The organism is Haliea sp. E17, from assembly GCF_048323675.1.
Lineage (GTDB): Bacteria > Pseudomonadota > Gammaproteobacteria > Pseudomonadales > Halieaceae > Mangrovimicrobium.
In genome coordinates, this window is record NZ_JBLWFK010000001.1 from 450,793 (window position 1) to 474,215 (window position 23,423).

The window sequence follows — 23,423 nt, forward strand, 5'->3', positions numbered from 1 at the left end:
CTGTGTACAGTCGCCGGGGGCAAACAGTCAATGAAAATCGCCGTAATCGGCGCGGGGATAGCTGGGCTGTCCTGCGCGCGCTACCTGTGCCGCCAGCACGAAGTACATGTGCTGGAGCGCTCGGAGCGGATCGGTGGCCACACCGCCACGGTCGACGTCGCCGTGGGGGGGCGCCGGTTCGCCGTCGATACGGGGTTCATCGTCTATAACGACTGGACCTACCCCAATTTTATCGCCCTGATGGACGAACTGGGGATTCGCGGCAAGCCGACGGAGATGAGCTTCAGTCTCAGCGATCGCGCCAGCGGGCTCGAGTATGCGGGCTCCAACCTCAACACGCTGTTTGCGCAACGCCGCAATCTCCTTTCGCCGCGTTTCCTGGGCATGCTGCGCGACATCCTGCGCTTCAACCGCGATGCGCTCGCCGATCTCGAGGCGGGGCGCGTGCCCGTGGACACCACACTCGGTGAGTACCTGGGCCAGCGCGGCTACGGCAATGCCTTTCGCGACTACTACATCATTCCCATGGGGGCGGCGATCTGGTCGGCCGACACCCCGGTAATGCTCGATTTTCCGCTGGCCTTCTTCCTGCGCTTCTTCCGCAACCACGGCCTGTTGAGCGTATCCGACCGGCCCCAGTGGCGGGTGATCGAGGGCGGCTCCCGCGAGTACCTGCGGCCGCTGGTCGACCCCTTCGCCGGGCGGGTGCGCACCGGTGTTGAAATCAGCGCGGTGCGCCGGGAAACCGGTGGCGCGCGCGTCCTGTTTGCCGGGGGCGGCAGCGAGCATTTCGATGCGGTGGTCTTCGCCTGCCACAGTGACCAGGCACTGGCGCTGCTCGCCGACCCCAGCGAAGCCGAACGCGAGATCCTCGGTGCGATCCCCTACCAGCCGAGCTCGGTCGTCCTGCACACCGACATCCGCCTGCTGCCGGCCAACCGCCGCGCCTGGTCCAGTTGGAACTACCTGCGCCGGCCCGGCTCGCAGCGTGCCACGGTCACCTACAACATGAATATCCTGCAGGGTCTCGACGCGCCCGAGACCTTCTGCGTTACCCTGAACGATCGCGAGGCGATCAACCCGCACAAGATTCTCGGTGAGTTCGAGTATTCCCACCCGGTGTTCACGCTGCCCGGAATGCGCGCCCAGCAGCGCTGGGAGGAAATCAACGGCGGCGCGACCTGGTACTGCGGCGCCTACTGGCACAACGGCTTCCACGAGGATGGCGTTTGCTCGGCCCTGCGCGTCGCCCGGGGCCTGGGTGCCGCGGCCGCGGAAGACCGCGGGCCGTTGGGCAGCGCCGCGTGAACAGCGCCATTTACAGCGGCTGGGTCACGCACCGCCGGCTCGAACCGGCGGGTCACGCCTTCCGCTACCGGGTGTTCATGCCGCTGCTGGATCTCGACGAGTTGCCGGACCTGCTGGCGCGCTGTCCCGGCTGGTCGGCACGGCGCTGGTCACCGGCGCGCTTCCGGCGGGAGGATTTTTTCGGCGACCCCGCGCTGCCCCTGAAGCAGGCGGTGCTCGACCGGGTCGAGGAGGCGACCGGTGAGCGCCCGCCCGGCCCGGTGCTGATGCTCGCCAACCTGCGCTATTTCGGCTACCTGATGAACCCGATCAGCTGCTATTACTGCCTCGACGCCAGCGGTCACGTGCACAGCGTGCTGGCCGAGGTGACCAACACGCCCTGGGGCGAGCGCCACGCCTACGTGGTGCCCGGGGATGCTGAAGGCGACTGGCTGGAAGCGTCGTTCGGCAAGGCCATGCACGTGTCGCCGTTCATGCCCATGGACATGCGCTACCGCTGGCGCAGTAACCGGCCGGGCGCGGACATCAGCCTGCGACTGGCCAATTACGCCGGCAATAAACGCCATTTCGAGGCCCGCCTGCACTTGCGGCGGCAGGGCAGCTCTCCCGCCGTGTTTGTCCGCTACCTCGCCCTGTATCCCTTCATGACCCTGCGCGTGGCAGGGGCGATCTACTGGCAGGCATTGCGCCTGTGGCTCAAGGGGGTGCCGTTCATACCCCATCCGAAAACCCAGAACAGAGAGAGTCAAGCATGAGTAGTAATGCAAGCAGCGTCCGTGCGATAACCCTGCCGTCATTCCGGGGAGTGCGCAGTGGTGCGGATATTACCCGCGGACTGGTTTACGCCCTGTTGCAGCGCCTGCGCGGCGGAACCCTCACCATCCACGAGCGCGGTTCGTCACGGCATTTTGGTGACGATGCTCCAGGAGGCATCAGCGCCGAGGTGATCGTGCACGACCCCCGTGTTTTCCACAGTGTCGTTTCCGGCGGCACCGTCGGTGCCGGCGAGGCCTATATGCAGGGCTTCTGGACTTCCCCGGATCTGGTGGCGGTGATGCGGCTGTTTTCCGCCAACCTCCACGCCATGGATGCCATGGATTCCGGCGGCTCGCGCCTGCAGCGCTGGGGTGCAAAACTCCTGCACTGGCGCAACCGCAACAGCCTGAGCGGTTCGCGCCGCAACATCAGTGCCCACTACGATCTCGGCAATGATTTTTTCAGCCTGTTTCTCGACCCGACGATGATGTACTCCTCCGCGGTGTACCCCTCGCCCGAGGCCAGCCTGGAGGAGGCGTCAATCCACAAGCTGGACCTGCTGTGCCAGCAACTGGAACTGTCCCCTGAAGATCACCTGCTGGAAATCGGCACCGGCTGGGGCGGGCTCGCGGTACATGCGGCGACCCACTACGGGTGCCGGGTGACCACCACCACGATTTCCCGCGAACAATTCGACTATGCCTGCGCCCGGGTCGAGGCGGCCGGCCTGCAGGACCGGGTCACCGTATTGTGCAAGGACTACCGGGAGCTGGAGGGACGTTACGACAAGCTGGTTTCGGTGGAGATGATCGAGGCTGTGGGCCACGAGTACTACGCCGACTACTTCCGTCGCTGCGGCGAGTTGCTGGCGCCCGGCGGCAAATTCGCCCTGCAGGCAATCACCATCGCCGACCAGCGCTACGCCCAGGCGCGCGACGAGGTCGACTTTATCAAGCAGTACATCTTCCCCGGCGGCGGCCTGCCCTCGGTGGAAGTGATCGCCCGGCACGTGGCCCGCAAAACCGATATGCAGGTGGTCAACCTGCGCGACATCACCGCGGACTATGCGCGGACCCTCGCCGACTGGCGAGCGCGGTTCCTCGCCGCAGCGGAGGAGGTGCGGGGCATGGGCTACGACGAGATGTTCCTGCGTATGTGGGAGTTCTACCTGTGCTACTGTGAGGGCGGTTTCCGCGAACGCATCATCTCCACTGTGCAGGTAACCCTGGCGAAGCCCGGCTACCGCTTCGGGGAGTAACCGTCTTGTGGCGCAATCTCGTCAATGGCCTGCTGTTCAACGTCATCTGGTTCGCGGTGATCGCGAGCCAGTCGGCCCTGCTGGCCTGGCCGCTGGTCATCTTCTACGTGGCTGCGCACCTCATCTGGCTGGGCCGGGGGAGGGCGGAGCTGGCCCTGATCCTCAGCCTCGCGGGCTTTGGCCTGGTGCTGGACCAGTGCCTGTTTTTCTCGGGGTTGCTGATCCGGCCGGGCGCCGGTGGCACGGCACCGCTGTGGCTGTCGGCCCTGTGGCCGCTGTTTGCGACGACCCTCATGCACGCTTTCTCGGGGTTGGCTCGCGCGCCGCTGGTAGCGGCGGTACTCGGCGCGGTGGCCGGGTACGGCAGCTATCGTCTGGGCGCTGCCATGACGGATATCAGCTTTGGCCAATCCCCGCTTACCGATATCGCATTGACAGTATTGTGGGCCCTGCTGTTTCCCGCACTGCTGCTGATTGCCGCGAGATTGGCGGGCGCGCAGCCCGGGGGCCGGAGTAGCTATGCATCGTGAGTGGCGGGCCGTGGTCCTTGCCGGCAGTCTTCTGCAGGCCTTGCCGGTGGCGGCGCTACAGGCCGTGGGCACGGCGGTGGACGCGGAGAACGGTGAACTGCGCTACCGCGAATACCACAGCTGTGAACCCGGCAATGTCGACTGTAGCGTCGAGTACCGCGAGCCCGGCGGTGAGCTGATCGCCCGCAAACAGCTCGATTACAGCGCTGCGCCATCGGCGCCTTCCCTGCTTTTCGAGGACCGGCGCCTCGGCGAGCGCATTGCAGTTGACGCTGAAAATTTTCCCGAGGGTGTCGTCATCGATGCCGGTTTCGATAATTTCGTGCGCGAAAAATGGCCTGTGCTGGCGGCCGGCAAGCCCGTGACATTCCGCTTCCTGCCGGCGGGCCGCGACTCGGCACTCGCGATGCTGGCCTGGGCCGATGAGCAGGCGGATTGCCCGGCGGAGCGGCTGTGTCTCAATGTCAGGCCGAAAAACTGGCTGGTGGCGCTGGTCGGGGGTGAGCTGCAGCTGGTCTATTCCCGCGCCGCCCGGCGCCTGCTGGAGTACCGCGGGGTGAGCAACATTCCCGCGGCAGACGGCGCCGCGCAAAATGTCGTCATCCGCTACGAATACGCTGTAGCGGCCCCCTGAACAGCGCAGCGGTTCAGGCGTTGACCTTGAACTGCCGCGCGTCGATCCCCAGTTTTTTCAACCGCGATGACAGTGTCGTGGGTTTCAGCGCCAGCAGCTCGGCGGCGCCGCCAATGCCGAAAACCTTGCCATTACAGTGTTTCAGCGCGGCGATGATGTTCTGGCGCTGCTGCAGGCGCAACTCGTCATCGGAGGCGATGGCTTCCCGCTCCCGGGCGAAAACGGGGCTCTCCGCCAGTGCCTCGGTCCGGTCCGCGGGGAAAAAGTGCGGCTCGAATTTCACCACACTGCCGCGGGTGAGAATCACCTGGCGTTCAATGACGTTTTCCAGCTCGCGGATATTGCCCGGCCAGTGGTAGTTGCACAGCCTGTCGACCTCCGCCAGCGGCAGTTTCAGTTCACCCTTGTTGGCCCGCTGGCAGGCCTTTTTCAGGAAGTGCTGGGTGAGCAGGGGAATGTCCTCGCGCCGCTGCCGCAGTGGCGCCGACTCGACCGGGAACACGTTGAGGCGGAAATACAGGTCCTCGCGGAACAGGCCCTCGCGGACCAGCGCCGCCAGGTCACGGTTGGTCGCCGCTATGATGCGCACGTTGACGTCCCGGGTGACGGCTTCGCCGACCCGTTCAAACTGCTGCTCCTGCAGCACCCGCAGTAGCTTCCCCTGCAGCCGCAAGGGAATCTCGCCCACCTCGTCGAGAAACAGGGTGCCGCCATCGGCAAGTTCGAAACGCCCGGCGCGGTCGTCGGTGGCGCCGGTAAAGGCACCCTTGCGATGGCCGAAGAATTCGCTCTCGAACAGCTCCTCGGGAATCGCCGCGCAGTTGACCCGGATCAGCGAACGCTGCGAGCGCGGGCTGATCTCGTGGATGGCGCGGGCGATCAGTTCCTTGCCGGTGCCGGATTCGCCGTGGATGAACACCGTGGCGTCGGTGGGCGCCACCAGTTCGATCTGCTGCAGGGTTTTCTGGATCGCCGCGCTCTTGCCGACGATGCGGTGGTGGTTGAATACCGAGTTGATCTCTTCCTGCAGGTAGGCGTTTTCCAGTTCCAGACGGTGCTTGAGGCGTTCGACCTCTTCCAGCGCCGCCTCCAGCCGGCGCCGGTCAGCTTTTTTCTGCGATACGTCACGAAAGATCACCACGGTACCGACGATGATATTGTCGTCGCGAATCGGGGTGCTGGTGTATTCCACGTCGATGGGTTCCCCGGACTTCGACCAGAACACGTCGTTGTCCACCCGGTGGACGCTGCCGTCGCGAAAGGCCGCAAAGATCGGGCAGGCGTCGATCTGGTAGTGGGAGCCGTCGGCGTGGGAGTGATGCACCATCTTGTGCATGTTCAGCCCGGCCAGTTCCTCCGCGCTGTAGCCGAGAATCCGTTCCGCCGCCGGGTTGACGAATGTGGTGTTGCCGTTGGCGTCCACCCCGTAAATGCCTTCCCCGGCGGCATCCAGCAGCAACTGGTTTTCCCGTTCGAACTCGTGGAACACCTGGGAAACCCGGCGCCAGTGGGTAATGCCGGACAGGTAGTGCCGGTGGGCATCGGCCCGCGCGCGCAGTTTGTCCAGCTCTGCGGTCTTCTGCATGCTCAGGTGCAACAGCCGTTCATCCCCCGATTCGCTGTAGCGGCCGGTCAGCTCGATGTGTACGGGTTCCTCTGCCGAGAGCACCTGTAACTGGTCGGACCAGCCGCGGCCGCGCTCGATCAGTTCCTGGGTGAAGGCGATGAAGCCGGGGAAACTCGGCGAGAACAGGCGGCTGGGGCGTTGTGCCATGGTGGTTTGCAGGTCCATTTGCAGCAGGCGGCAGGCTTCCTGGTTGGCTTCGATGATCGCGTCTTCTGCCGGGTCGATGATCAGCTGGGCGGTGGCAGAAAAGTTGAAATGGCGGTTGTAGGTGTTCATGTGTTCTCTGGTTTTACGGAGTGTTGATCTTTGGTGATTTCGGGTGTTGGAGGGCCTACCCGTTGTCGGTGGACCTACCCGGCCTGAGTCGCAGTCAGCCCCACTGGAACGCGCCAAAAAGCGCACATCCATGTGCAGGCTCGGGCGGCGACATCCATGTCGCCGCACGGTTCCAGTGGGGCTGACTGCGACTCAGTCCTCGCATTGCGGTTAACCCGGATCTTTGGTGAGTTCGTTCAAACAGAAACTAATCGGGAATGGGCTTTGATTTGTCGTTTGGTATTTCTTGATCACACACTTGCTCCCGATTCCCGATTCCCGATTCCCGATTCCCGATTCCCGATTCCCGATTCCCGATTCCCGATTCCCGCGCCTTGGTTCGAGAATGGATTCCTCCAGCGCACCGCACTCGCTCGAAACGGAGGGCTGTGCAGGACTATGCCTGTTGGAACCGTGTGGCGACATGGATGTCGCCACCCGAGCCTGCACACGGACGTGCGCTTTTTGGCGTGTTCCAACAGGCATAGTCCTGCACAGACCGGGGAGCCACGCACCGCCCCCAAAAACCTCCCGATTACACAAACACAGTTATTCAAGAACCAGGCCAAACTACGAAAATTCGTAATCAAAAACTACGAAACCCCGTGATTTACGAAATTTCGTACCCCCAGGCATCTCCGGCCTAACCCAAATAAATCAACACATAACAACAAGTTAAGCCAGTACCGACAGTTTGGCACCGGAATTGCTATCTACCTGTCAGCGGCTGCGCAAAGAGTGCCGATCCGGCGGAAGCCGGCCGAAAGCAGGGCAGCAAGCAGGGGCAACATGAGCAGAGAGCGACCCGCGCGATCCACCTGCGCACCAACTTGAACCACACAACGACAACCGGATGAGGACACACCACCATGAGCAACAAGAGCCTTGGCAATCCCTTCGATGCCGATACCCGACTGACCCATACCGCCAGCTGCAGTTGTGATGCCTGTTCAGCGGAAGCGGCGAACCCCGGGGGGCTGGGAGACAGGGAGCGCCAGATACTCTTGGAACGCCAGATCGAGGCGGGCGCCAGCCACGCGCACACGGCCCCGGCGGCGGGTCCCGCCAGCCCGCAGTTCGACAGCTCGGAGGACATGATGGACCGGGTGATCGAGAGCGCGATCGTGCGCGGGGTGTTCGGCCACAACGACGCCGACCGGCGCCAGTTCATCAAGCTGGTGGGCGGCGGCACCCTGGCGGCGGCGCTGGGTACCATCCTGCCGATGGATAAGGTCAAGGCGGCGGTGAAGGATTCCATCGGGCCGCTGGAAAAAACCAAGCTGAAAGTCGGTTTCGTGCCGATTACCTGCGCCACGCCGATCATCATGGCCCAGCCGATGGGTTTCTACGCCAAGTACGGCCTGGACGTGGACGTGATCAAGACCGCCGGCTGGGCGGTGGCGCGGGACAAGTCGCTCAACGGCGAGTACGACGCCTCCCACATGCTCACCCCGATGCCGCTGGCGATGACCATGGGCGCGGGTTCCACGGCGACGCCCTATATCATGCCGGCGGTGGAGAACATCAACGGCCAGGCCATCGTGCTGCACAACAAGCACAAGGACAAGCGCGACCCGAAACAGTGGAAGGGCTTCAAGTTCGGCGTGCCCTTCGACTACTCCATGCACAACTTCCTGCTGCGCTACTACGTGGCGGAACACGGCATCGATCCGGACCAGGATATCCAGATCCGCGTAGTGCCGCCGCCGGAGATGGTGGCCAACCTGCGCGCCGGCAACCTCGACGGCTATCTCTCACCCGACCCTTTCAACCAGCGGGCGGTGTACGAGAAAGTCGGCTTCCTGCACACCCTGACCAAGGACATCTGGGAGGGTCACCCCTGCTGCGCCTTCGCCTGCAGCCAGAAGTTCGCTACCGAGATGCCCAACACCTACGCGGCGCTGTTCAAGTCCATCGTCGACGCCACCCACTACTCGCACAAGGCGGAGAACCGCGCGGAGATCGCCAAGGCCATCTCGCCGAAGAACTACCTCAATCAGCCGGAGATCGTGGTCAACCAGGTGCTCACCGGGCGCTACGTGGACGGCCTGGAGAAGAAGGTCTACGACGTGCCCGACCGCATCGACTTCGACCCCTTCCCCTGGCACTCGATGGCGGTGTGGATCCTCACCCAGATGAAGCGCTGGGGCTACGTGGAGGGCGACATCGACTACACCGGCATCGCCGAGCAGGTCTACGTGGCCTCGGAAACCGCGGAGGTCATGAAGAGCCTCGGCTATGAGCCGCCGGCCAAGACCTACGAGAACTACACCATCATGGGCAAGGAGTTCGACTACACCAAGCCGGAAGAATACATCGCCAGCTTTGCCATCAAGCGGACCTGAACCATGGCCTCACTGAATGTTCGCGCGACCCTGGTGTCGCTGATGATCCTGGTGGTCTGCCTGGGCCTGTGGGAGGCGCTGAACCAGCCTCCCGAGGCCACGGAGGCGATGTCCGAGTTCGAACTGCTGATGGGCGGGGCCGACGACGAGGCGCGGGTGCCCCCGCCCTCGGACGTGATCAAGCACGCCTGGGCGGAACTCAGCGATCCCTTCTACGACGCCGGCCCCAACGACAAGGGCATCGGCATCCAGTTGGCCTATTCATTGTTTCGCGTACTGACCGGCTATTTCGCCGCGGCCCTGATCGCAATCCCGCTGGGCTTCGTGGTGGGCATGTCGCCGCTGATGTACAAGGCGCTCAATCCGTTCATCCAGGTGCTGCGGCCGATCTCGCCGCTGGCCTGGATGCCGCTGGCGCTGTTCATCATCAAGGACTCGGAGCAGTCGGCGATCTTCGTGATTTTCATCTGCTCCATCTGGCCGATGCTGATCAACACCGCCTTCGGGGTGGCCAACGTGCGCGAGGACTGGGTGCGGGTGGCCAAGACCCATGAGCTGGGCCCGCTGAAAACCGCCTTCCAGGTGATCCTGCCCGCGGCGGCGCCAACCATCCTGACCGGCATGCGGATATCCATCGGTATCGCCTGGCTGGTGATCGTGGCCGCCGAGATGCTGGTGGGTGGCACGGGCATCGGCTACTACGTGTGGAACGAGTGGAACAACCTGGATCTCAACAGTGTGATCTTCTCCATCCTGATGATCGGGGTGGTGGGCATGGCGCTGGATCTCATTCTCGGACGGGTTGAAAAACTCGTGCAGTACGAGGAGTAATCATGACCAAGCATTTCCTCAGTATCGAGGGGCTGGCGCGCAAGTACCCGTCCAGGGACGGCGAGATGGTGGTCTTCGAAGACGCCAACTTCACCATCGACAAGGGGGAGTTCGTCTGCATCATCGGCCACTCCGGCTGCGGCAAGTCGACCATTCTCAATGTGCTGGCGGGGCTGGATACACCCTCCGCGGGCAATATCATCATGGACGGCAAGGAGGTGCTCGGCCCCAGCCTGGAACGCGGCGTGGTGTTCCAGAACTACAGCCTGCTGCCCTGGCTCACCGCGCTGGAAAACGTCAACTTCGGTGTGCGCGCGCGCTTTTCCGAGTGGAGCAAGAAGCAGGTTACCGAGCACAGCACGAAGTTCCTGGAGATGGTCGGCCTTGGCCACTCCCTGTACAAGAAGCCCTCGGAGCTGTCCGGCGGCATGCGCCAGCGGGTGAGTATCGCCCGCGCTTTCGCCACCAGCCCCAAGCTGTTGCTGCTGGACGAACCCTTCGGCGCGCTGGACGCGCTGACCCGCGGCATCATCCAGGACGAGCTGATCAAGATCTGGAGCGAAACCCACCAGACCGTGTTCATGATCACCCACGACGTGGACGAGGCGATCCTGCTGGCCGACCGCATCCTGCTGATGACCAACGGCCCCCACGCCCGGGTGGCGGAGTCGGTGAAGATCAGCATCGATCGCCCGCGCAACCGCGGCGAGATCATCGACAACCCGGCGTATTACCGCATCCGCAATTACCTGGTGAACTTCCTCGTCAACCGCTCCGGCGAATTGTCGGGACCCGGCACACCCGCGGGCGCACAGCCGCGCGAGGTGGACCCGGGGGCGGAAGGCGAATCAGCGGAAACTGAAATCACATCGGGGCAGGGCGCCCCGGAATCAACGACATCGGCGGTCAAGGCCGCCATCTGACATCACCATCGCGAGCAAGAGGAAAATCCTGATGGATAAAATCACCATGACTGAAACGATCGTCGCCACCAAGCTGGCGAAGGGCCTGAGCTGGGAAGCGATGGGCAAGGAACTGGGGATGTCGCCGGTCTGGCTGACCTCGGCCTGCCTGGGCATGAACAGCGCGCCGCCGGAAAAAGCGGCGGCCATCGCCGAGTACCTGGGCCTGGGGCCGGAAGTGGCGACCGCGCTGGAAGCTTTCCCCACCAAGGTCTGGGAGCAGACGGTGCCGACGGACCCCCTGATCTACCGCCTCTATGAAATCGTCGGCGTCTACGGCGATACCCTGAAAGAAGTCATCCAGGAAAAATTCGGCGACGGCATTATGAGCGCCATCGACTTTTCCATGGAGGTGGACAAGATCGAGGATCCCAAGGGCGACAGGGTGCTGCTTACCATGAACGGTAAATTCCTGCCCTACAAGAGCTGGTAAGACAGTGAGTGCCAGTTCCCTGGTAGCGCCTGACGCGGAGGCCGGGATCGAGCCCAGGCCTCCACTGCCGCCCTTCAGCTACGAGGAGGCGGTACTCAAGGTGCGCAAGGCAGAGGACGCCTGGAACAGCGGCGATCCGGAAGCCATTGCGCTGGCCTATTCGCCGGATTCGGTGTGGCGCAACCGCACCGAATTCCTGCGCGGACGCAAGCAGATTGTCTGGTTTTTGCAGCGCAAGTGGCAGCGGGAGCTGGACTACCGCCTGATCAAGGAAATCTGGGCCCACAGCGATAACCGCATCGCGGTGCGCTTCGCCTACGAGTGGCACGACGACAGCGGCAACTGGTTCCGCTCCTACGGCAACGAGAACTGGGAGTTCGACGAGTACGGCCTGATGCGCGCTCGCCACGCCAGTATCAACGACCTGAATATCGGCGAGTACGACCGCAAGTTCTTCTGGCCGAAGGGACCGCGGCCGGCTGATCATCCGGGATTGTCGGCGCTCGGGCTCTAGTACAACCGGTTATTCCCGGGGTGATCGCAATCGCTCTGTCTGCTGCTGGAGACAGCGGTGGGCATTGTTTTCATATTCCCGAAGTTAGCCCTCAAATGTCGTTCTATACTGCTTGTCGGTAACGGCCAATAAGACCATCCCGACAGGTGAACATTATGAAAAAGCTCTTACTTCCCGTATTGCTCGTACTCCTTCCCGTTTGCGTCCAGGCCGAAGAGGAAGGCAATTGGGACAAGGCAAAGGAATCCAGTGCCGAGGCCTGGGACAAGACCAAGGAAGCCTCCGGTGACGCCTGGGACGCCACGAAGGAAACTTCGAAGGATGCCTGGGACGCCACCAAGGAGGGTAGCGAGAAAGCCTGGGACGCGACCAAGGAGACCTCGGGCGAAGCCTGGGACGCCACTAAAGAAGGCAGTGAAAAAGCCTGGGATGCTACCAAGGAGGGTAGCGAGAAGGCCTGGGATGCCACCAAGGATGCAGTCGGCGCCGGTGAGGATTGATCCGGTCCGCGGTTGAAGGCGTCCCCCTACTTTTTACTGGATAAACCCGGTCGGCTCCTCGTCGTGGCCGAGCAGCTTGATCTTCACCGGCGAGGCGTGCCAGATATCCTCGCAGTATTGCTGGATCGAGCGGTCCGACGAGAACTTGCCCGAGCGCGCCGCGTTGAGGATCGACATGCGCGTCCAGTGCTCGCGATCCAGGTAGGCGCGCGAAACTTCATCCTGGCAGCTCACGTAGGACGCGAAGTCGGCGAACAGCATGTAGGGGTCGTGGTGCAGCAGGCCGTCGGTGAGCCCCCGAAACAATTCGGTGTCAAAAAGGGGCTCTGACCCCTTTTTTCGTTGAAAATTTTCACGCGCGAATCGGTTGCCAAGCTGCACAATGGACCAGGCACACAGACAGGGCTCCTCTCTGGTGATTACGGCCCTCGCAGCTTTTACCTTGCTGGAACGATTGGACCACACAATAACCGGCGGTCGCATTTGGCCAGGTCCAGAATGTCACTGCCTTTTGTGTTATGTCTGGACCGTCCCGTGAATTGCCGTTCCTGCTCCGGATATCGAGTAGCGAAAGTGACTCTGATGCCAAATTCGTGAAACTCTTGCGGTTCTCCTTTGCTACCGTCTCAAGGCACGATCACCCGAGAAAATAATGACGTGAACTTGACGAATCGTAAATACTGGACTAGACCCATTCTTTAACTTCACTGTGCTTCGAAACAGCACGCTGCGTGATCAGGGATGGAAATGCATAACTATCCCCATTCTTCCTCATATCACGCAAAGTCTCAGGCCCTGTTTTCCAGGGTAGCCAGTCTTCCGGAGGTTCGCCGATTAGCGGGTGAGCTTTTTGCGGGCTGGATTGAAAATCTTTAACTGCATTTTAGTCGAGCGCCAAAATGATCTATGGCCTTGACGCTGTCATGCAACAAGAATTTTGTGACCGTGTGAATTGGGATGTCAGCTTTTCCTGTCGGTCACAAATAATCGGAGAATCTGAAGAGAGGTCAATTATTCAGTAGATCCAGATACCAAAGCGGGTTCACGCCCCTATTCGCATGCAGTTGTTCTTACGGAGGGAGTAAGACATGAACACAGACTGTATATGTAACCGTTGTGAACGCGCGACAGGAAGGTCGCCGCGATTGATCACTCGATCATTTACTGGAGTGGCGTTAGCGGTGCTATCGCTCGCTGCAACTACCAGCCGAGCTGATTTTCTTTCGAATGGTGATTTCCAGAGTGCACCACTGTCAGCCGGTGAGGCTTACACTATCAGCAGCAATCTGGATCAGTGGATCACCTTCTCGAGCCAGTACACGCTGGAAGCAAAGACTGCCGATCCTACAGATTTCTTTGCCAAACACCGTGAAACCGGTGGTGGGCAGGATGAAAAACTTGTGCAATTCATCGACGCGAGCGGGATCAGCGGTACGCTGGCATTGAATCTGGATTACGTCTACACGGATTCTGTCGGAGCACAATCAAATCCACAGGGGAGAGTGTCTCTTATCGGCATTGCCGCAGACCGCATGTATTACATGTACGGCGGGAGAGGGGTAGATGGTTTCCCCGCTCCCCCTACCCCAGATGGATCCGGGGATTACGGGGTAGCTCCACCGGACAGTTTGCTCGCCCAGGTGCAACTTCCGTTCTCCAGTTCATGGACGCCTGCAATAACACTCATCGCCAATGTGCCAGCCGGCACCTATGACTACATCGGTGTGGTCGTACAATCAGGGTGTTACGAGGGCGGCGGTACTCCAGACTCCTGCGAAACGTTACGGGGCGTCGACAATTTTGCCTTGTATGTCGATGAAGAAGGTCCGTTCACCAAGCACGTCATGGGAACGCCCAATGCGGCTGTGTTTGGAACACCCTTTGTCATTACTGCAGTTGTTGATGACACGGAACGCGGAAACTCCACCATTAAAAGCGCTGAATACAGGATTCTCGACGGTGGTGGCGAGGTAGTTCCCTGGACGCCGATGAACGCGGCGGATGGGGCATTTGACATGTCATTCGAGGAAGTATCGGCTAACCATGGTGGACTCCCCATCGGTAATTATGAAATTTGCGTCCGGGGAACGGATGTGGTCGATAATACCGGCGAGGAGAGCTGCAGCAATTTCGTCACGTTTAACCCGATCTCGGATTCAGGCCTGAACATACCCATCTCCAACGAGTGCGCGATCTTCTACACGCTGGAAAACCCGGGGGCGGAGAACGAGGTCACGACGCTGAACTATGGCGAAGATATTGTGTTTGACACGATGTTCCACCTCAATACGAGCCTGAACCTCAGCAATCCCGAGAATATCAAATTCAAGTTTCACGTCTCGGCCAATGGACAGGGCGAGGGTGTGACTTCGGGTATTCAATACAACCTGCTGCTGAATTCCATGCTCAAGGTGAACCTGGCGGATGATTTCGATCCCTTCACGAGTGATTTCAGTTTGCGAGCCAAAATTGTCGGCCAATCCCAGGAAATTGACGGCTACGGCATTCTCAATGGTGCGCAGAATAATGCAACTCTGCTGTTGAAGGTTCGCATTCACTATGAGGCCGGCGTACTCAATCTGGAGGTGTTCGATTTCAGCATCGAGTGCCAGGGCGACCCGTGGTCGAACCTGATGGAGAACAAGGATAAAGATACGGGTCTGCCAGTAGGTCGAGGCTTCGGAGATGAATACAACAAGTACGGATGGACGGGAATCGAGGCATTCAACTCCCTGATTGTGGGTACGAAGAACGCGTACTACGATCTGGAGACTTACGTGAATGGCGACGGTGGCGGGATCAGCGCCTGTTATGCCGCCCCTTCCGACTTCCCCAGTATCTACCAGCGCTTTGCCTGTATGGAGATTCTGGGCTTCGGCAATCCCAATGTCCGCGACTCGCACGGGGCGCAGATCTGGAATCTGAGCAACAAAGACAAGCGGTGGAGACTTGCTTACGATGCTATCCCACGGCATGTGCCAGAGGGTAACGCGGGTGAGTATGTACAGGGCTTCCGCGATTCGGCGCTCTACAATGGCAAATTGTACGTGGCCGCAGATCTCGGTGCCTTTATCAGTGGCGTTTCCTACGAAAACTTCAGTCATTTCCCGGGGGTTGCGTTGCTGGTTTCCGATGACGGGATAAACTTCGAGATAGTTCCCAATTGCCCGACAGGTAATGGTGATCTGTGTGAAGCGGAAACTGTCGCATTGCCTGGGCTTCCCGAGAACAATATCTCGATACGGTCCCTGGCCGCCTATGGCGGGAAGCTGCACATCGGCACGCTGAACAATAGCGGGGGCGAACACTGGACCTTTGATGGAACGAATTTTGCGAAGGTTTACAAGTTCCCAGACACCGTGCCGGCGGTAGCCGAGTTGGAACCCTATGCCGGCAAGCTGTACATCGGCGTGCTCGGCTTGCTGACCTACGATGACAGTCCGAACAACGACTACATCTATGTTTGCGATGACTGCGATGCTGGAGATCATGCGCCGCTTGCAGGTCTGCCGGACGTCGATCCAGATAACCTCGGTGTGCTCAAACTGTACGCGTCACCATCGATGAACAAGCTGTTCGCCGGCACGGTCAATTTCACAAACGGTGCCACCCTGCTCTCCTATAACGCGGTTGGCAACGTGTTTGATGTGATCGTGGATGGTGCACCGGACGGTGGTTTCTTCGATACCGGCAATATCTACATGTGGTCGATGTCGGAACAAAATGGACGGTTACTGGTGGGTACCTTCAATCCCTCGACCCTGCCGACGCTGCCCAAGGGTAGTGCGGAATTGTGGACATCGGATGACGGTGTGAACTTCTTCCAGTACCCAATGCCGCTGGACTGGTCACTGCTGGGTTACGGGATACGCGATATTGTCGAGTGTGACAACGGCAAGGCAACCTGCCTGCTGAGCGCCACCTTGATGCCAGCAGCGTCACTCCTTGGTATCGAAGGCAGTCCCTTGCGCCCGGGGCTGGAGGTCTGGAAGATCCGTGAGCAGAAGATAACCAATCCGAGCGGAGGCACCCAGGGTAGTTCAAAAGGCAAAAAGAAATAGTAGTAAGCCGAATGAACTGAATAAAAATTGATATGGCCGGGAGAAATCCCGGCCATTTTTTCTGCCCGTGCGGAGGATTCGAAGGAAGCTTGCTCCGACCAGCGCCGCGATGCTACTGGATAAACCCGGTCGGCTCCTCGTCGTGGCCGAGCAGCTTGATCTTCACCGGCGAGGCGTGCCAGATATCTTCGCAGTATTGCTGGATCGAGCGGTCCGACGAGAACTTGCCCGAGCGCGCCGCGTTGAGGATCGACATGCGCGTCCAGTGCTCGCGATCCAGGTAGGCGCGCGAAACTTCATCCTGGCAGCTCACGTAGGACGCGAAGTCGGCGAACAGCATGTAGGGGTCGTGGTGCAGCAGGCCGTCGGTGAGACCGCGAAACAGCTCGGTGTCACCGCGAGAGAAGGAACCGCCGCGAATCAGGTCGATCACGTCCTTCAGGTGCGGGTCGCCGTGGTAGTAGTCCATGGGGTGGTAGCCGGAGGCGCGCAGGGCGTAAACCTCCTCGGTGGCGAGGCCGAAGAGGAAGAAGTTTTCCGCGCCGACCTCCTCGCGGATCTCCACGTTGGCGCCGTCCAGGGTGCCGATGGTGAGCGCGCCATTCATCGAGAACTTCATGTTGCCGGTACCCGAGGCCTCCTTGCCGGCGGTGGATATCTGCTCTGAGAGGTCCGCCGCAGGATAGATACGCTGCCCGTTGGTGACGTTGAAATCGGGCACGAACACCACCTTGAGCTTGTCGCGGATATCCGGGTCGCGGTTGATCACCTCACCCACGGAGGTGATCAGTTTGATCATGCGTTTCGCGGTGTGGTAGCCGGGCGCCGCCTTGCCGCCGAACAGGAAGGTGCGCGGGGGAATGTCCAGCCCCGGGTTGTCCTTGAGCCTGCGATACAGGGCAATGATGTGCAGCACGTTCAGGTGCTGCCGCTTGTACTCGTGGATGCGCTTGACCTGGCAGTCGAACATGGATTCAGGGTCCACCAGGATGCCGGTGCTCCTGAGGATGAATTGCGCGAAATCGACCTTGTTGGCGCGCTTGATCTCCCACCACGACTTGCGGAAGTCGGGATCGTCCGCCAGCGGCTCCAGTTGCCGCAACTGGTCCAGGTCGCTGACCCATCCGGCGCCGATGCGCTCGGTGACCAGCTCGCTGAGCCGCGGGTTGGAGAGCACCATCCAGCGGCGCGGGGTCACTCCGTTGGTCTTGTTGCGGAATTTCTCTGGCCACAGTTCGTAGAAGTCCTTCAGCACGTCCTGTTTCAGCAACTCGGAGTGCAACTCGGCGACGCCGTTGATCGCGTGGCTGCCGACGCAGGCGAGGTGCGCCATGCGCACGTAGCGCTCGCCGGCCTCGTTGATCAGCGACAGGCGCGCCAGGCGCGCTTCGTCGCCAAGGAACTTCATGCGCACTTCGTCGAGGAAGCGGTCGTTGATCTCGTAGATGATCTCCAGGTGACGCGGCAGCACGCGGGCGAACAGAGGCAGCGGCCACTGCTCCAGTGCCTCCGGCAGCAGGGTGTGGTTGGTGTAGGCGAAGGTGCGCTGGGTAATCTCCCAGGCGTCATCCCAGGGAACCAGGTACTCGTCCAGCAGCAGGCGCATCAGCTCGGCGACGGCAATCGAGGGGTGGGTGTCGTTCAACTGTACCGCGAACTTCTCGTGGAAGCGGGAGAGCGGGATATTCTGCCCGGTGAGGATGCGCAGCATGTCGCGCAGCGAGCAGGCGACGAAGAAATACTGCTGTTCCAGGCGCAGGCGCTTGCCGGAGAGCTGTTCGTCGTTGGGGTAGAGCACCTTGCTGATGTTTTCCGAGGTGACCTTCTGGTCCACCGCGCCGTAGTAGTCGCCGCGGTTGAAGATCTCGAAATCGAAGGACTCCGGCGCCTCGGACTTCCACAGCCGCAGGGTGTTCGCGGTGCTGTTGCGGTAGCCCAGGATAGGCGTGTCGTAAGGGACGCCGATGACCAGTTTTTCCGGCACCCAGCGCACCCGCAGCCGATCCTCCTCGTCGGTGTACTGCTCGGTATGGCCGCCAAGTTTGACAGGTTGCGACCACTCCGGCCGGGGTATCTCCCAGGGGTTGCCGTTGCGCAGCCACTTGTCGGTCTTCTCCACCTGCCAGCCGTCGACGATCTCCTGGTCGAAGATCCCGAACTCGTAACGTATGCCGTAGCCCAGGCTGGGAATCTCCAGCGTGGCCAGGGAATCGATGAAGCAGGCCGCCAGGCGACCGAGACCGCCGTTGCCCAGCCCCGGCTCCTCCTCCTGGGCCAGCAGGTCGTCGAGGTTCAGGCCCACTTCCTCGACCATCTCCGCCACGGTGTCGTAGATGCCCATGTTGACCAGGTTGTTGCCCAGGTGGGGTCCCATCAGGAACTCTGCCGAGAGATAGCACACGGTGCGCGCGCCCTGGTCGTAGTAGGCAGCCGCCGTGCTGATCCAGCGGTGCAGCATGCGGTCGCGAATGGTGTAGGCCAGGGCCAGGTAGTAGTCGTTCTGGCTGGCGATATGGGGAAACTTGCCCTGGATGAAATACAGGTTGTCGAGGAAGCCCCGCTTGAGTTTTTCCTTGGACAGGGCGGTGCGGTTGTGATCGCTGTAGGGCGGCGTATCGAGTTCCATGGCGGCAGGTCCAGTCGGGAAAGGGCAAGCTCTTGGCGGGGCGATGCAATTTACGTGCAAAAGACGCCGTTACCATTTACTTATAGTTGATTTGCACCGAATTGCAGTGCCGGGTGGGGGCGCGGGCGCGGATTGTGCGCCGGGATGGGCCGGGCGTGCCCCGTTTCGGTGAGCCGCGCCTACCTGAAGGGGGCTGCCCCTTTTGCGCTGATCAGTGATCAGGGCGTATACCAGATCGGCGAACTGTAAGCCCGCTCCTGCTGAATGCCGGTATCGCCCGGCTCCAGCGGCACGCCATAGTAGACCGAATCGTGGGCCGTCCAGCGCGGGGTCGGGATTTCCAGTACCCGAGCGTAATAGAAGGCCCGGAGCGCCGGATCGAAATCCGGGTCTTTCCAGGCCGTAATGAATTCCGTGGCGCCGATGGTATTGGCCCAGGTGGCGGTCGCGAGGTCCACGGTGTTGCCCACGGCGGTGTCACAGCGGCCGTCGCTGCCGATCTTGCGGCCGTCGGAGACGGCGACATCGTAGATGCGTTCCTGGGTTTTTCCACTGGCGTCCAGCCAGCCCTTCACCACCTGGATACGGTCAAGGTTGGCGCCCATCGGGTCCTTCAGTGCAGCGAGCAGGAAGGTGGGAGCCTTGCCCGCCGGCGCAGCGCTGAGCTCACCGCCCATGGGCACACCCTTGCGATAGCCTACCGTGGCGGGCTGGCGGGTTTCGGTATCGGCCTGGGCGAAGTCCCAGCCGCCGAAAAAGCGCAGCAACATTCGCGGGCCGGTAGTGGCGTAGGTCTCGCGGCGCGCCATGGCGTCGAACAGGGCCTCGCGGGTATTGTCTGTCGCCCATACGCCGGCGTAGCCGGAGGCGAGGGTTTCCCAGCCGAGAATCTGCTTGTCGCCGAACTTGGCGAAGGGGTGCTTCATCCGGTCGGGGCCGGGCTCGGAGCCGGAGTGCTTGCCGAAGAAATTGTCGTCGTCGGCGGTGGCCAGCGAGGTGTGGCTGTCGGTGGAGCCGATCAGGCCGAACTGGTAGGGGTTGATACCCAGCTTGGCATCCAGCTGCAGGCCGATCAGCAGGGCACTGCGGGTGTACTCGTAGGGCAGCATGTCGGGTGTCTTGCCCTCGCTGAGGTTGAGGTTGCCCTTGTCCCAGGTGCCGAAATCGGCGAACTCGTCGTTGGGCGACAGCAGCGGGTGGGTTTCCCCGTCGCCCTTGATCTGCGTAGCTTCCGCCAGCGGCTCCCAGCGCGCGCGGGTTTTCGCGTAGGCCTCGGTAATGGGCTTGCCGTCGACCGGGTTGATCGTCGGGAACATCAGGCCGTTGGAGAGGTTGCCGTTGTGCGGGATGGCCAGGACCTTGCCGCCGGTCTTGTCCTCGTAGGTCTGCAGCAGCTGCCAGAGGTATTCCGGGTCGGTGCTGCCCTGGGGCGGGTAGGTAGTGGCCGGTACTGTCTGGCGCGCCTTGTCGGCGCCGTCGCGGTAGATCACCACCCGGTGCAGGTTCTGCCCCGGCGGTACCTGGGAGGTCCACTCGTAGCCGATGAAGGCGGTGAAGCGCCCGGGTTCGTTGTACTTTTCCGCCGCGTCAATGGTCTTGCCCCAGGCACTCCTGTACATGTCGCTATCGGGCCAGTACATCAGCGCGTCGGGAAAGGTGCCGCGGGAGAAGGAATCGATGATCTGCATTGCGACCTGCACGCCCTTGCCGGCGTTGATATCGTCGTACCATTCCCTGCCTTTGGGGTCGGCGAGGACCTGCTTGTCGCCGCCGACGAGGTCGGGAAAGAAGCCCATATTGTCCGAGTGGTCGGCGATCACCAGGAAGTCCAGCGGGCGGGCGAGTCGCGCCGGTCCGGCGGTGGTCGACTGGACCTCCTCGCCGCGGGCGAAGCGGTAGGCCTCTTCCAGGCCGAGGCGGTTGCCGAAGGCGCCGGCGTCCATTGAAAACGAGGTGTGCAGGTGGGTGTCGCCCCAGTACACCCGGGTGGGCGCCGAGCCGGTGGCATAGGGCGAGTAGGGCAGTTCCGGGTCCCGGTGTTGCAGTTCCTCGCCGCTCAGGGTGCCGGCGTCCTGGGCCGCGATGCCGGCTGAGCCGACGGACAGGAGGGCAAGAATAAGGGTGCTTTGAAGCCTTTTTGTCATTTGCTGCATGAGTTACTCCCCGGCTGGTCGCCAGAATAACCTTTATTATTGAAAGGGATTAGCGTAGTAGATCATGGGTGGGCCGGCAATTTTCTTTTGGCTTACCGATAAAGGGGTCAGAGCCCTTTTTGGTTATTTTTGATGGGAAAATGGGCTCTGCCCCCCTTCTTCCTGGGATGCCAACAGGGAAAACGGTTGGTGCAGGTGAGGAATCACCCCGCCCCGGATTCAGAGGCCGCCGGTTCGATATCTTTGATGCTCAACTTCTGTTTTAACGATTAGAACCTTAACCAGATTGTGGCTACAGTGAACTTCACGATTCAGCTGGCCTCGTAGTAAGGGTCAGTACCCGGTAAGCAGACGAAGGAGAACGATATGGACAAACATTCCTCTGGTGGCAAGTGCCCGGTCATGCACGGCTCGATGACCTCCGCCGGCAAATCCAACACGGACTGGTGGCCCGAGACCCTCAACCTCGACATCCTGCACCAGCACGACCGTAAAACCGATCCCCTGGGCGCCGACTTCGATTACCGTGAGGAATTGAAAAAGCTCGATGTGGCGGCGCTGAAAAAAGACCTGCTCGCCATGATGCACGACAGCCAGGACTGGTGGCCGGCGGACTGGGGCACCTACGCCGGCCTGATGGTGCGCATGGCCTGGCACGCGGCGGGCAGCTACCGCCTGGCTGACGGCCGCGGTGGCGGCGGTACCGGCAACCAGCGCTTCGCACCGCTCAATTCCTGGCCGGACAACGTGAGCCTGGACAAAGCGCGTCGGCTGCTCTGGCCGATCAAGAAAAAATACGGCAACAAAATCAGCTGGGCGGACCTGATCATCCTCGCTGGCAATGTCGCCTATGAATCCGTCGGCCTGAAGACCTTCGGCTTCGGCTTCGGTCGCGAGGACATCTGGGCACCGGAGAAGGATACCTACTGGGGTTCCGAGAAAGACTGGCTGGCGCCTACCGCCAACCCCGAAAGCCGCTACTCGGGCGATCGCGAGCTGGAAAATCCCCTCGCCGCAGTGATGATGGGCCTGATCTACGTCAACCCGGAAGGTGTCGACGGCAATCCGGACCCGCTGAAAACCGCTGCGGACGTGCGCGACACCTTCGCCCGCATGGCCATGGACGACGAGGAGACCGTGGCATTGACCGCCGGCGGCCACACCATCGGCAAGGCCCACGGCAACGGCGACGCCGGCCTGCTGGGCCCGGCACCGGAAGGCGCGGATGTCACGGAGCAGGGTTTTGGCTGGAGCAATCCTACCGGCAAGGGCGTGGGTCGCGACGCCATCACCAGCGGTATCGAGGGCGCCTGGACCACCCAGCCCACGAAATGGGACAACGGCTACTTCAAGTTGTTGCTCGGCTACGAGTGGGAACTGAAAAAAAGCCCGGCGGGCGCTCACCAGTGGCAGCCCATTGATATCCGCGAAGAGGACATGCCGGTGGACGTGGAAGACCCCTCCATCCGCTGTATGCCGATCATGACCGATGCCGATATGGCAATGAAGATGGACCCCGCGTATCGGGTGATCTCCGAGCGTTTCGCCGCGGACCAGGACTACTTCTCCGAGACCTTCGCCCGCGCCTGGTTCAAGCTGACCCACCGCGACATGGGTCCCAAGGCGCGCTACTTCGGTCCGGAAGTCCCCGCGGAAGACCTGGTCTGGCAGGACCCGGTACCGGTGGGCAGCACCGACTACGACGTGGCGGCGGTGAAAACGAAGATCGCCGCCAGCGGCCTGAGCGTCAGCGAGATGGTCTGCACCGCCTGGGACAGCGCGCGTACCTACCGCGGCTCCGACATGCGCGGCGGCGCCAACGGCGCGCGCATCCGCCTGGCCCCGCAGAAGGACTGGGAAGGCAATGAGCCGGCGCGCCTGGCGAAGGTGCTCGGGGTGCTGGAAGGCATCGCCGCGGAAACCGGTGCCAGCGTCGCCGATGTGATCGTGCTGGCCGGTAACGTCGGCGTCGAGCAGGCGGCGCAAGCAGCGGGCTACAGCGTCGAGGTGCCGTTCTCTCCCGGGCGCGGCGACGCCACGGACGCCCAGACCGACGCCGATTCCTTCGATGTGCTGGAGCCGATCCACGATGGCTACCGCAACTGGTTGAAGCAGGATTACGCGGTGAAGCCGGAGGAGTTGCTGCTCGACCGCAGCCAGTTGATGGGCCTGACCGCGCCGGAGATGACGGTACTGGTCGGCGGCATGCGGGTGATCGGCACCAACCACGGCGGCAGCAGCCATGGTGTATTCACCGATCGCGTGGGCGCACTCAGCAACGATTTCTTCGTCAACCTGACCGACATGGCCAATAGCTGGAAACCGGCGGGCGAGGGCGTCTACGACATTGTCGATCGCAAGAGTGGGGCAGTGAAGTGGACCGCCACCCGGCTCGACCTGGTGTTCGGCTCCAACTCCATCCTGCGCAGCTACGCAGAGGTCTACGCCCAGGACGACAACCAGGAGAAATTCGTCAACGACTTCGTTGCCGCCTGGACCAGGGTGATGAACGCGGACCGCTTCGACCTGCCGTAACTGCGGCCTGCAAGGAAAACCACGCGACATTGTGT

17 protein-coding genes are annotated in these 23,423 nt (G+C 61.6%); 13 read left to right on the plus strand and 4 right to left on the minus strand.

Annotated features, from left to right (window positions below; translation table 11 throughout):
* Positions 1–30 precede the first annotated feature (30 nt).
* The 5 genes from ACNKU3_RS01950 to ACNKU3_RS01970 are packed head-to-tail and all read left to right on the plus strand — an operon-like array spanning position 31 to position 4,486.
* Positions 31–1,308 (plus strand): NAD(P)/FAD-dependent oxidoreductase, encoded by a 1,278-nt coding sequence (locus ACNKU3_RS01950; protein ID WP_418257721.1) that lies wholly within the window; start codon positions 31–33, stop codon positions 1,306–1,308.
* The gene (locus ACNKU3_RS01955) at positions 1,305–2,063 is read left to right on the plus strand and encodes a DUF1365 domain-containing protein (protein WP_418257722.1); all 759 of its coding nucleotides are present in this window, start codon (positions 1,305–1,307) and stop codon (positions 2,061–2,063) included. The genes ACNKU3_RS01950 and ACNKU3_RS01955 overlap by 4 nt, the downstream gene beginning before the upstream one ends.
* Positions 2,060–3,322: a class I SAM-dependent methyltransferase gene (locus tag ACNKU3_RS01960; protein WP_418257723.1), complete on the plus strand. Its 1,263-nt coding sequence runs from the start codon at positions 2,060–2,062 to the stop codon at positions 3,320–3,322. Before ACNKU3_RS01955 ends, ACNKU3_RS01960 begins: the two co-directional genes overlap by 4 nt.
* A 5-nt stretch (positions 3,323–3,327) precedes the next feature.
* Positions 3,328–3,852: a DUF2878 domain-containing protein gene (locus ACNKU3_RS01965; protein WP_418257724.1), complete on the plus strand. Its 525-nt coding sequence runs from the start codon at positions 3,328–3,330 to the stop codon at positions 3,850–3,852.
* Positions 3,842–4,486, plus strand: coding sequence for a hypothetical protein (locus ACNKU3_RS01970; RefSeq protein WP_418257725.1), 645 nt, complete (start codon positions 3,842–3,844; stop codon positions 4,484–4,486). The genes ACNKU3_RS01965 and ACNKU3_RS01970 overlap by 11 nt, the downstream gene beginning before the upstream one ends.
* 13 nt (positions 4,487–4,499) lie before the next feature.
* Here ACNKU3_RS01970 and ACNKU3_RS01975 read toward each other — a convergent pair whose 3' ends face one another.
* Complete coding sequence (locus tag ACNKU3_RS01975; RefSeq protein WP_418257726.1) at positions 4,500–6,389, minus strand: sigma-54 interaction domain-containing protein; 1,890 nt, start codon at positions 6,387–6,389, stop codon at positions 4,500–4,502.
* A gap of 908 nt (positions 6,390–7,297) precedes the next feature.
* Here ACNKU3_RS01975 and ACNKU3_RS01980 point away from each other — a divergent pair.
* The 6 genes from ACNKU3_RS01980 (at position 7,298) to ACNKU3_RS02005 (ending at position 12,013) form a co-directional block, all read left to right on the plus strand.
* Positions 7,298–8,773: a CmpA/NrtA family ABC transporter substrate-binding protein gene (locus ACNKU3_RS01980; RefSeq protein ID WP_418257727.1), complete on the plus strand. Its 1,476-nt coding sequence runs from the start codon at positions 7,298–7,300 to the stop codon at positions 8,771–8,773.
* Positions 8,774–8,776: 3 nt separating this feature from the next.
* On the plus strand, positions 8,777–9,604 hold the full coding sequence (ntrB, locus tag ACNKU3_RS01985; protein WP_418257728.1) for a nitrate ABC transporter permease: 828 nt from the start codon (positions 8,777–8,779) through the stop codon (positions 9,602–9,604).
* A 2-nt stretch (positions 9,605–9,606) separates the two neighbouring features.
* Complete coding sequence (locus tag ACNKU3_RS01990) at positions 9,607–10,527, plus strand: ABC transporter ATP-binding protein (RefSeq protein ID WP_418257729.1); 921 nt, start codon at positions 9,607–9,609, stop codon at positions 10,525–10,527.
* 31 nt (positions 10,528–10,558) lie between these two features.
* Positions 10,559–10,999, plus strand: coding sequence for a cyanase (cynS, locus tag ACNKU3_RS01995; protein WP_418257730.1), 441 nt, complete (start codon positions 10,559–10,561; stop codon positions 10,997–10,999).
* Between the two features lie 4 nt (positions 11,000–11,003).
* Positions 11,004–11,513, plus strand: coding sequence for a DUF1348 family protein (locus ACNKU3_RS02000; protein ID WP_418257731.1), 510 nt, complete (start codon positions 11,004–11,006; stop codon positions 11,511–11,513).
* Between the two features lie 155 nt (positions 11,514–11,668).
* Entirely contained in the window at positions 11,669–12,013 is a 345-nt protein-coding gene (locus ACNKU3_RS02005) for a hypothetical protein (RefSeq protein WP_418257732.1), read from the plus strand.
* Between the two features lie 33 nt (positions 12,014–12,046).
* Here ACNKU3_RS02005 and ACNKU3_RS02010 read toward each other — a convergent pair whose 3' ends face one another.
* Positions 12,047–12,319: a glycogen/starch/alpha-glucan phosphorylase gene (locus ACNKU3_RS02010; protein WP_418257733.1), complete on the minus strand. Its 273-nt coding sequence runs from the start codon at positions 12,317–12,319 to the stop codon at positions 12,047–12,049.
* 839 nt (positions 12,320–13,158) lie between these two features.
* On the opposite strand from ACNKU3_RS02010, the gene ACNKU3_RS02015 reads away from it, so the two are divergent.
* On the plus strand, positions 13,159–16,074 hold the full coding sequence (locus tag ACNKU3_RS02015; protein ID WP_418257734.1) for a hypothetical protein: 2,916 nt from the start codon (positions 13,159–13,161) through the stop codon (positions 16,072–16,074).
* A 112-nt stretch (positions 16,075–16,186) separates the two neighbouring features.
* Here the strand turns inward: ACNKU3_RS02015 and ACNKU3_RS02020 are convergent, their stop codons facing one another.
* Complete coding sequence (locus tag ACNKU3_RS02020) at positions 16,187–18,700, minus strand: glycogen/starch/alpha-glucan phosphorylase (RefSeq protein WP_418257735.1); 2,514 nt, start codon at positions 18,698–18,700, stop codon at positions 16,187–16,189.
* A 218-nt stretch (positions 18,701–18,918) separates the two neighbouring features.
* Complete coding sequence (locus ACNKU3_RS02025; protein WP_418257736.1) at positions 18,919–20,853, minus strand: DUF3604 domain-containing protein; 1,935 nt, start codon at positions 20,851–20,853, stop codon at positions 18,919–18,921.
* 366 nt (positions 20,854–21,219) lie between these two features.
* On the opposite strand from ACNKU3_RS02025, the gene katG reads away from it, so the two are divergent.
* Complete coding sequence (gene katG / locus ACNKU3_RS02030; protein ID WP_418257737.1) at positions 21,220–23,388, plus strand: catalase/peroxidase HPI; 2,169 nt, start codon at positions 21,220–21,222, stop codon at positions 23,386–23,388.
* The last annotated feature ends 35 nt before the right edge of the window (positions 23,389–23,423 follow it).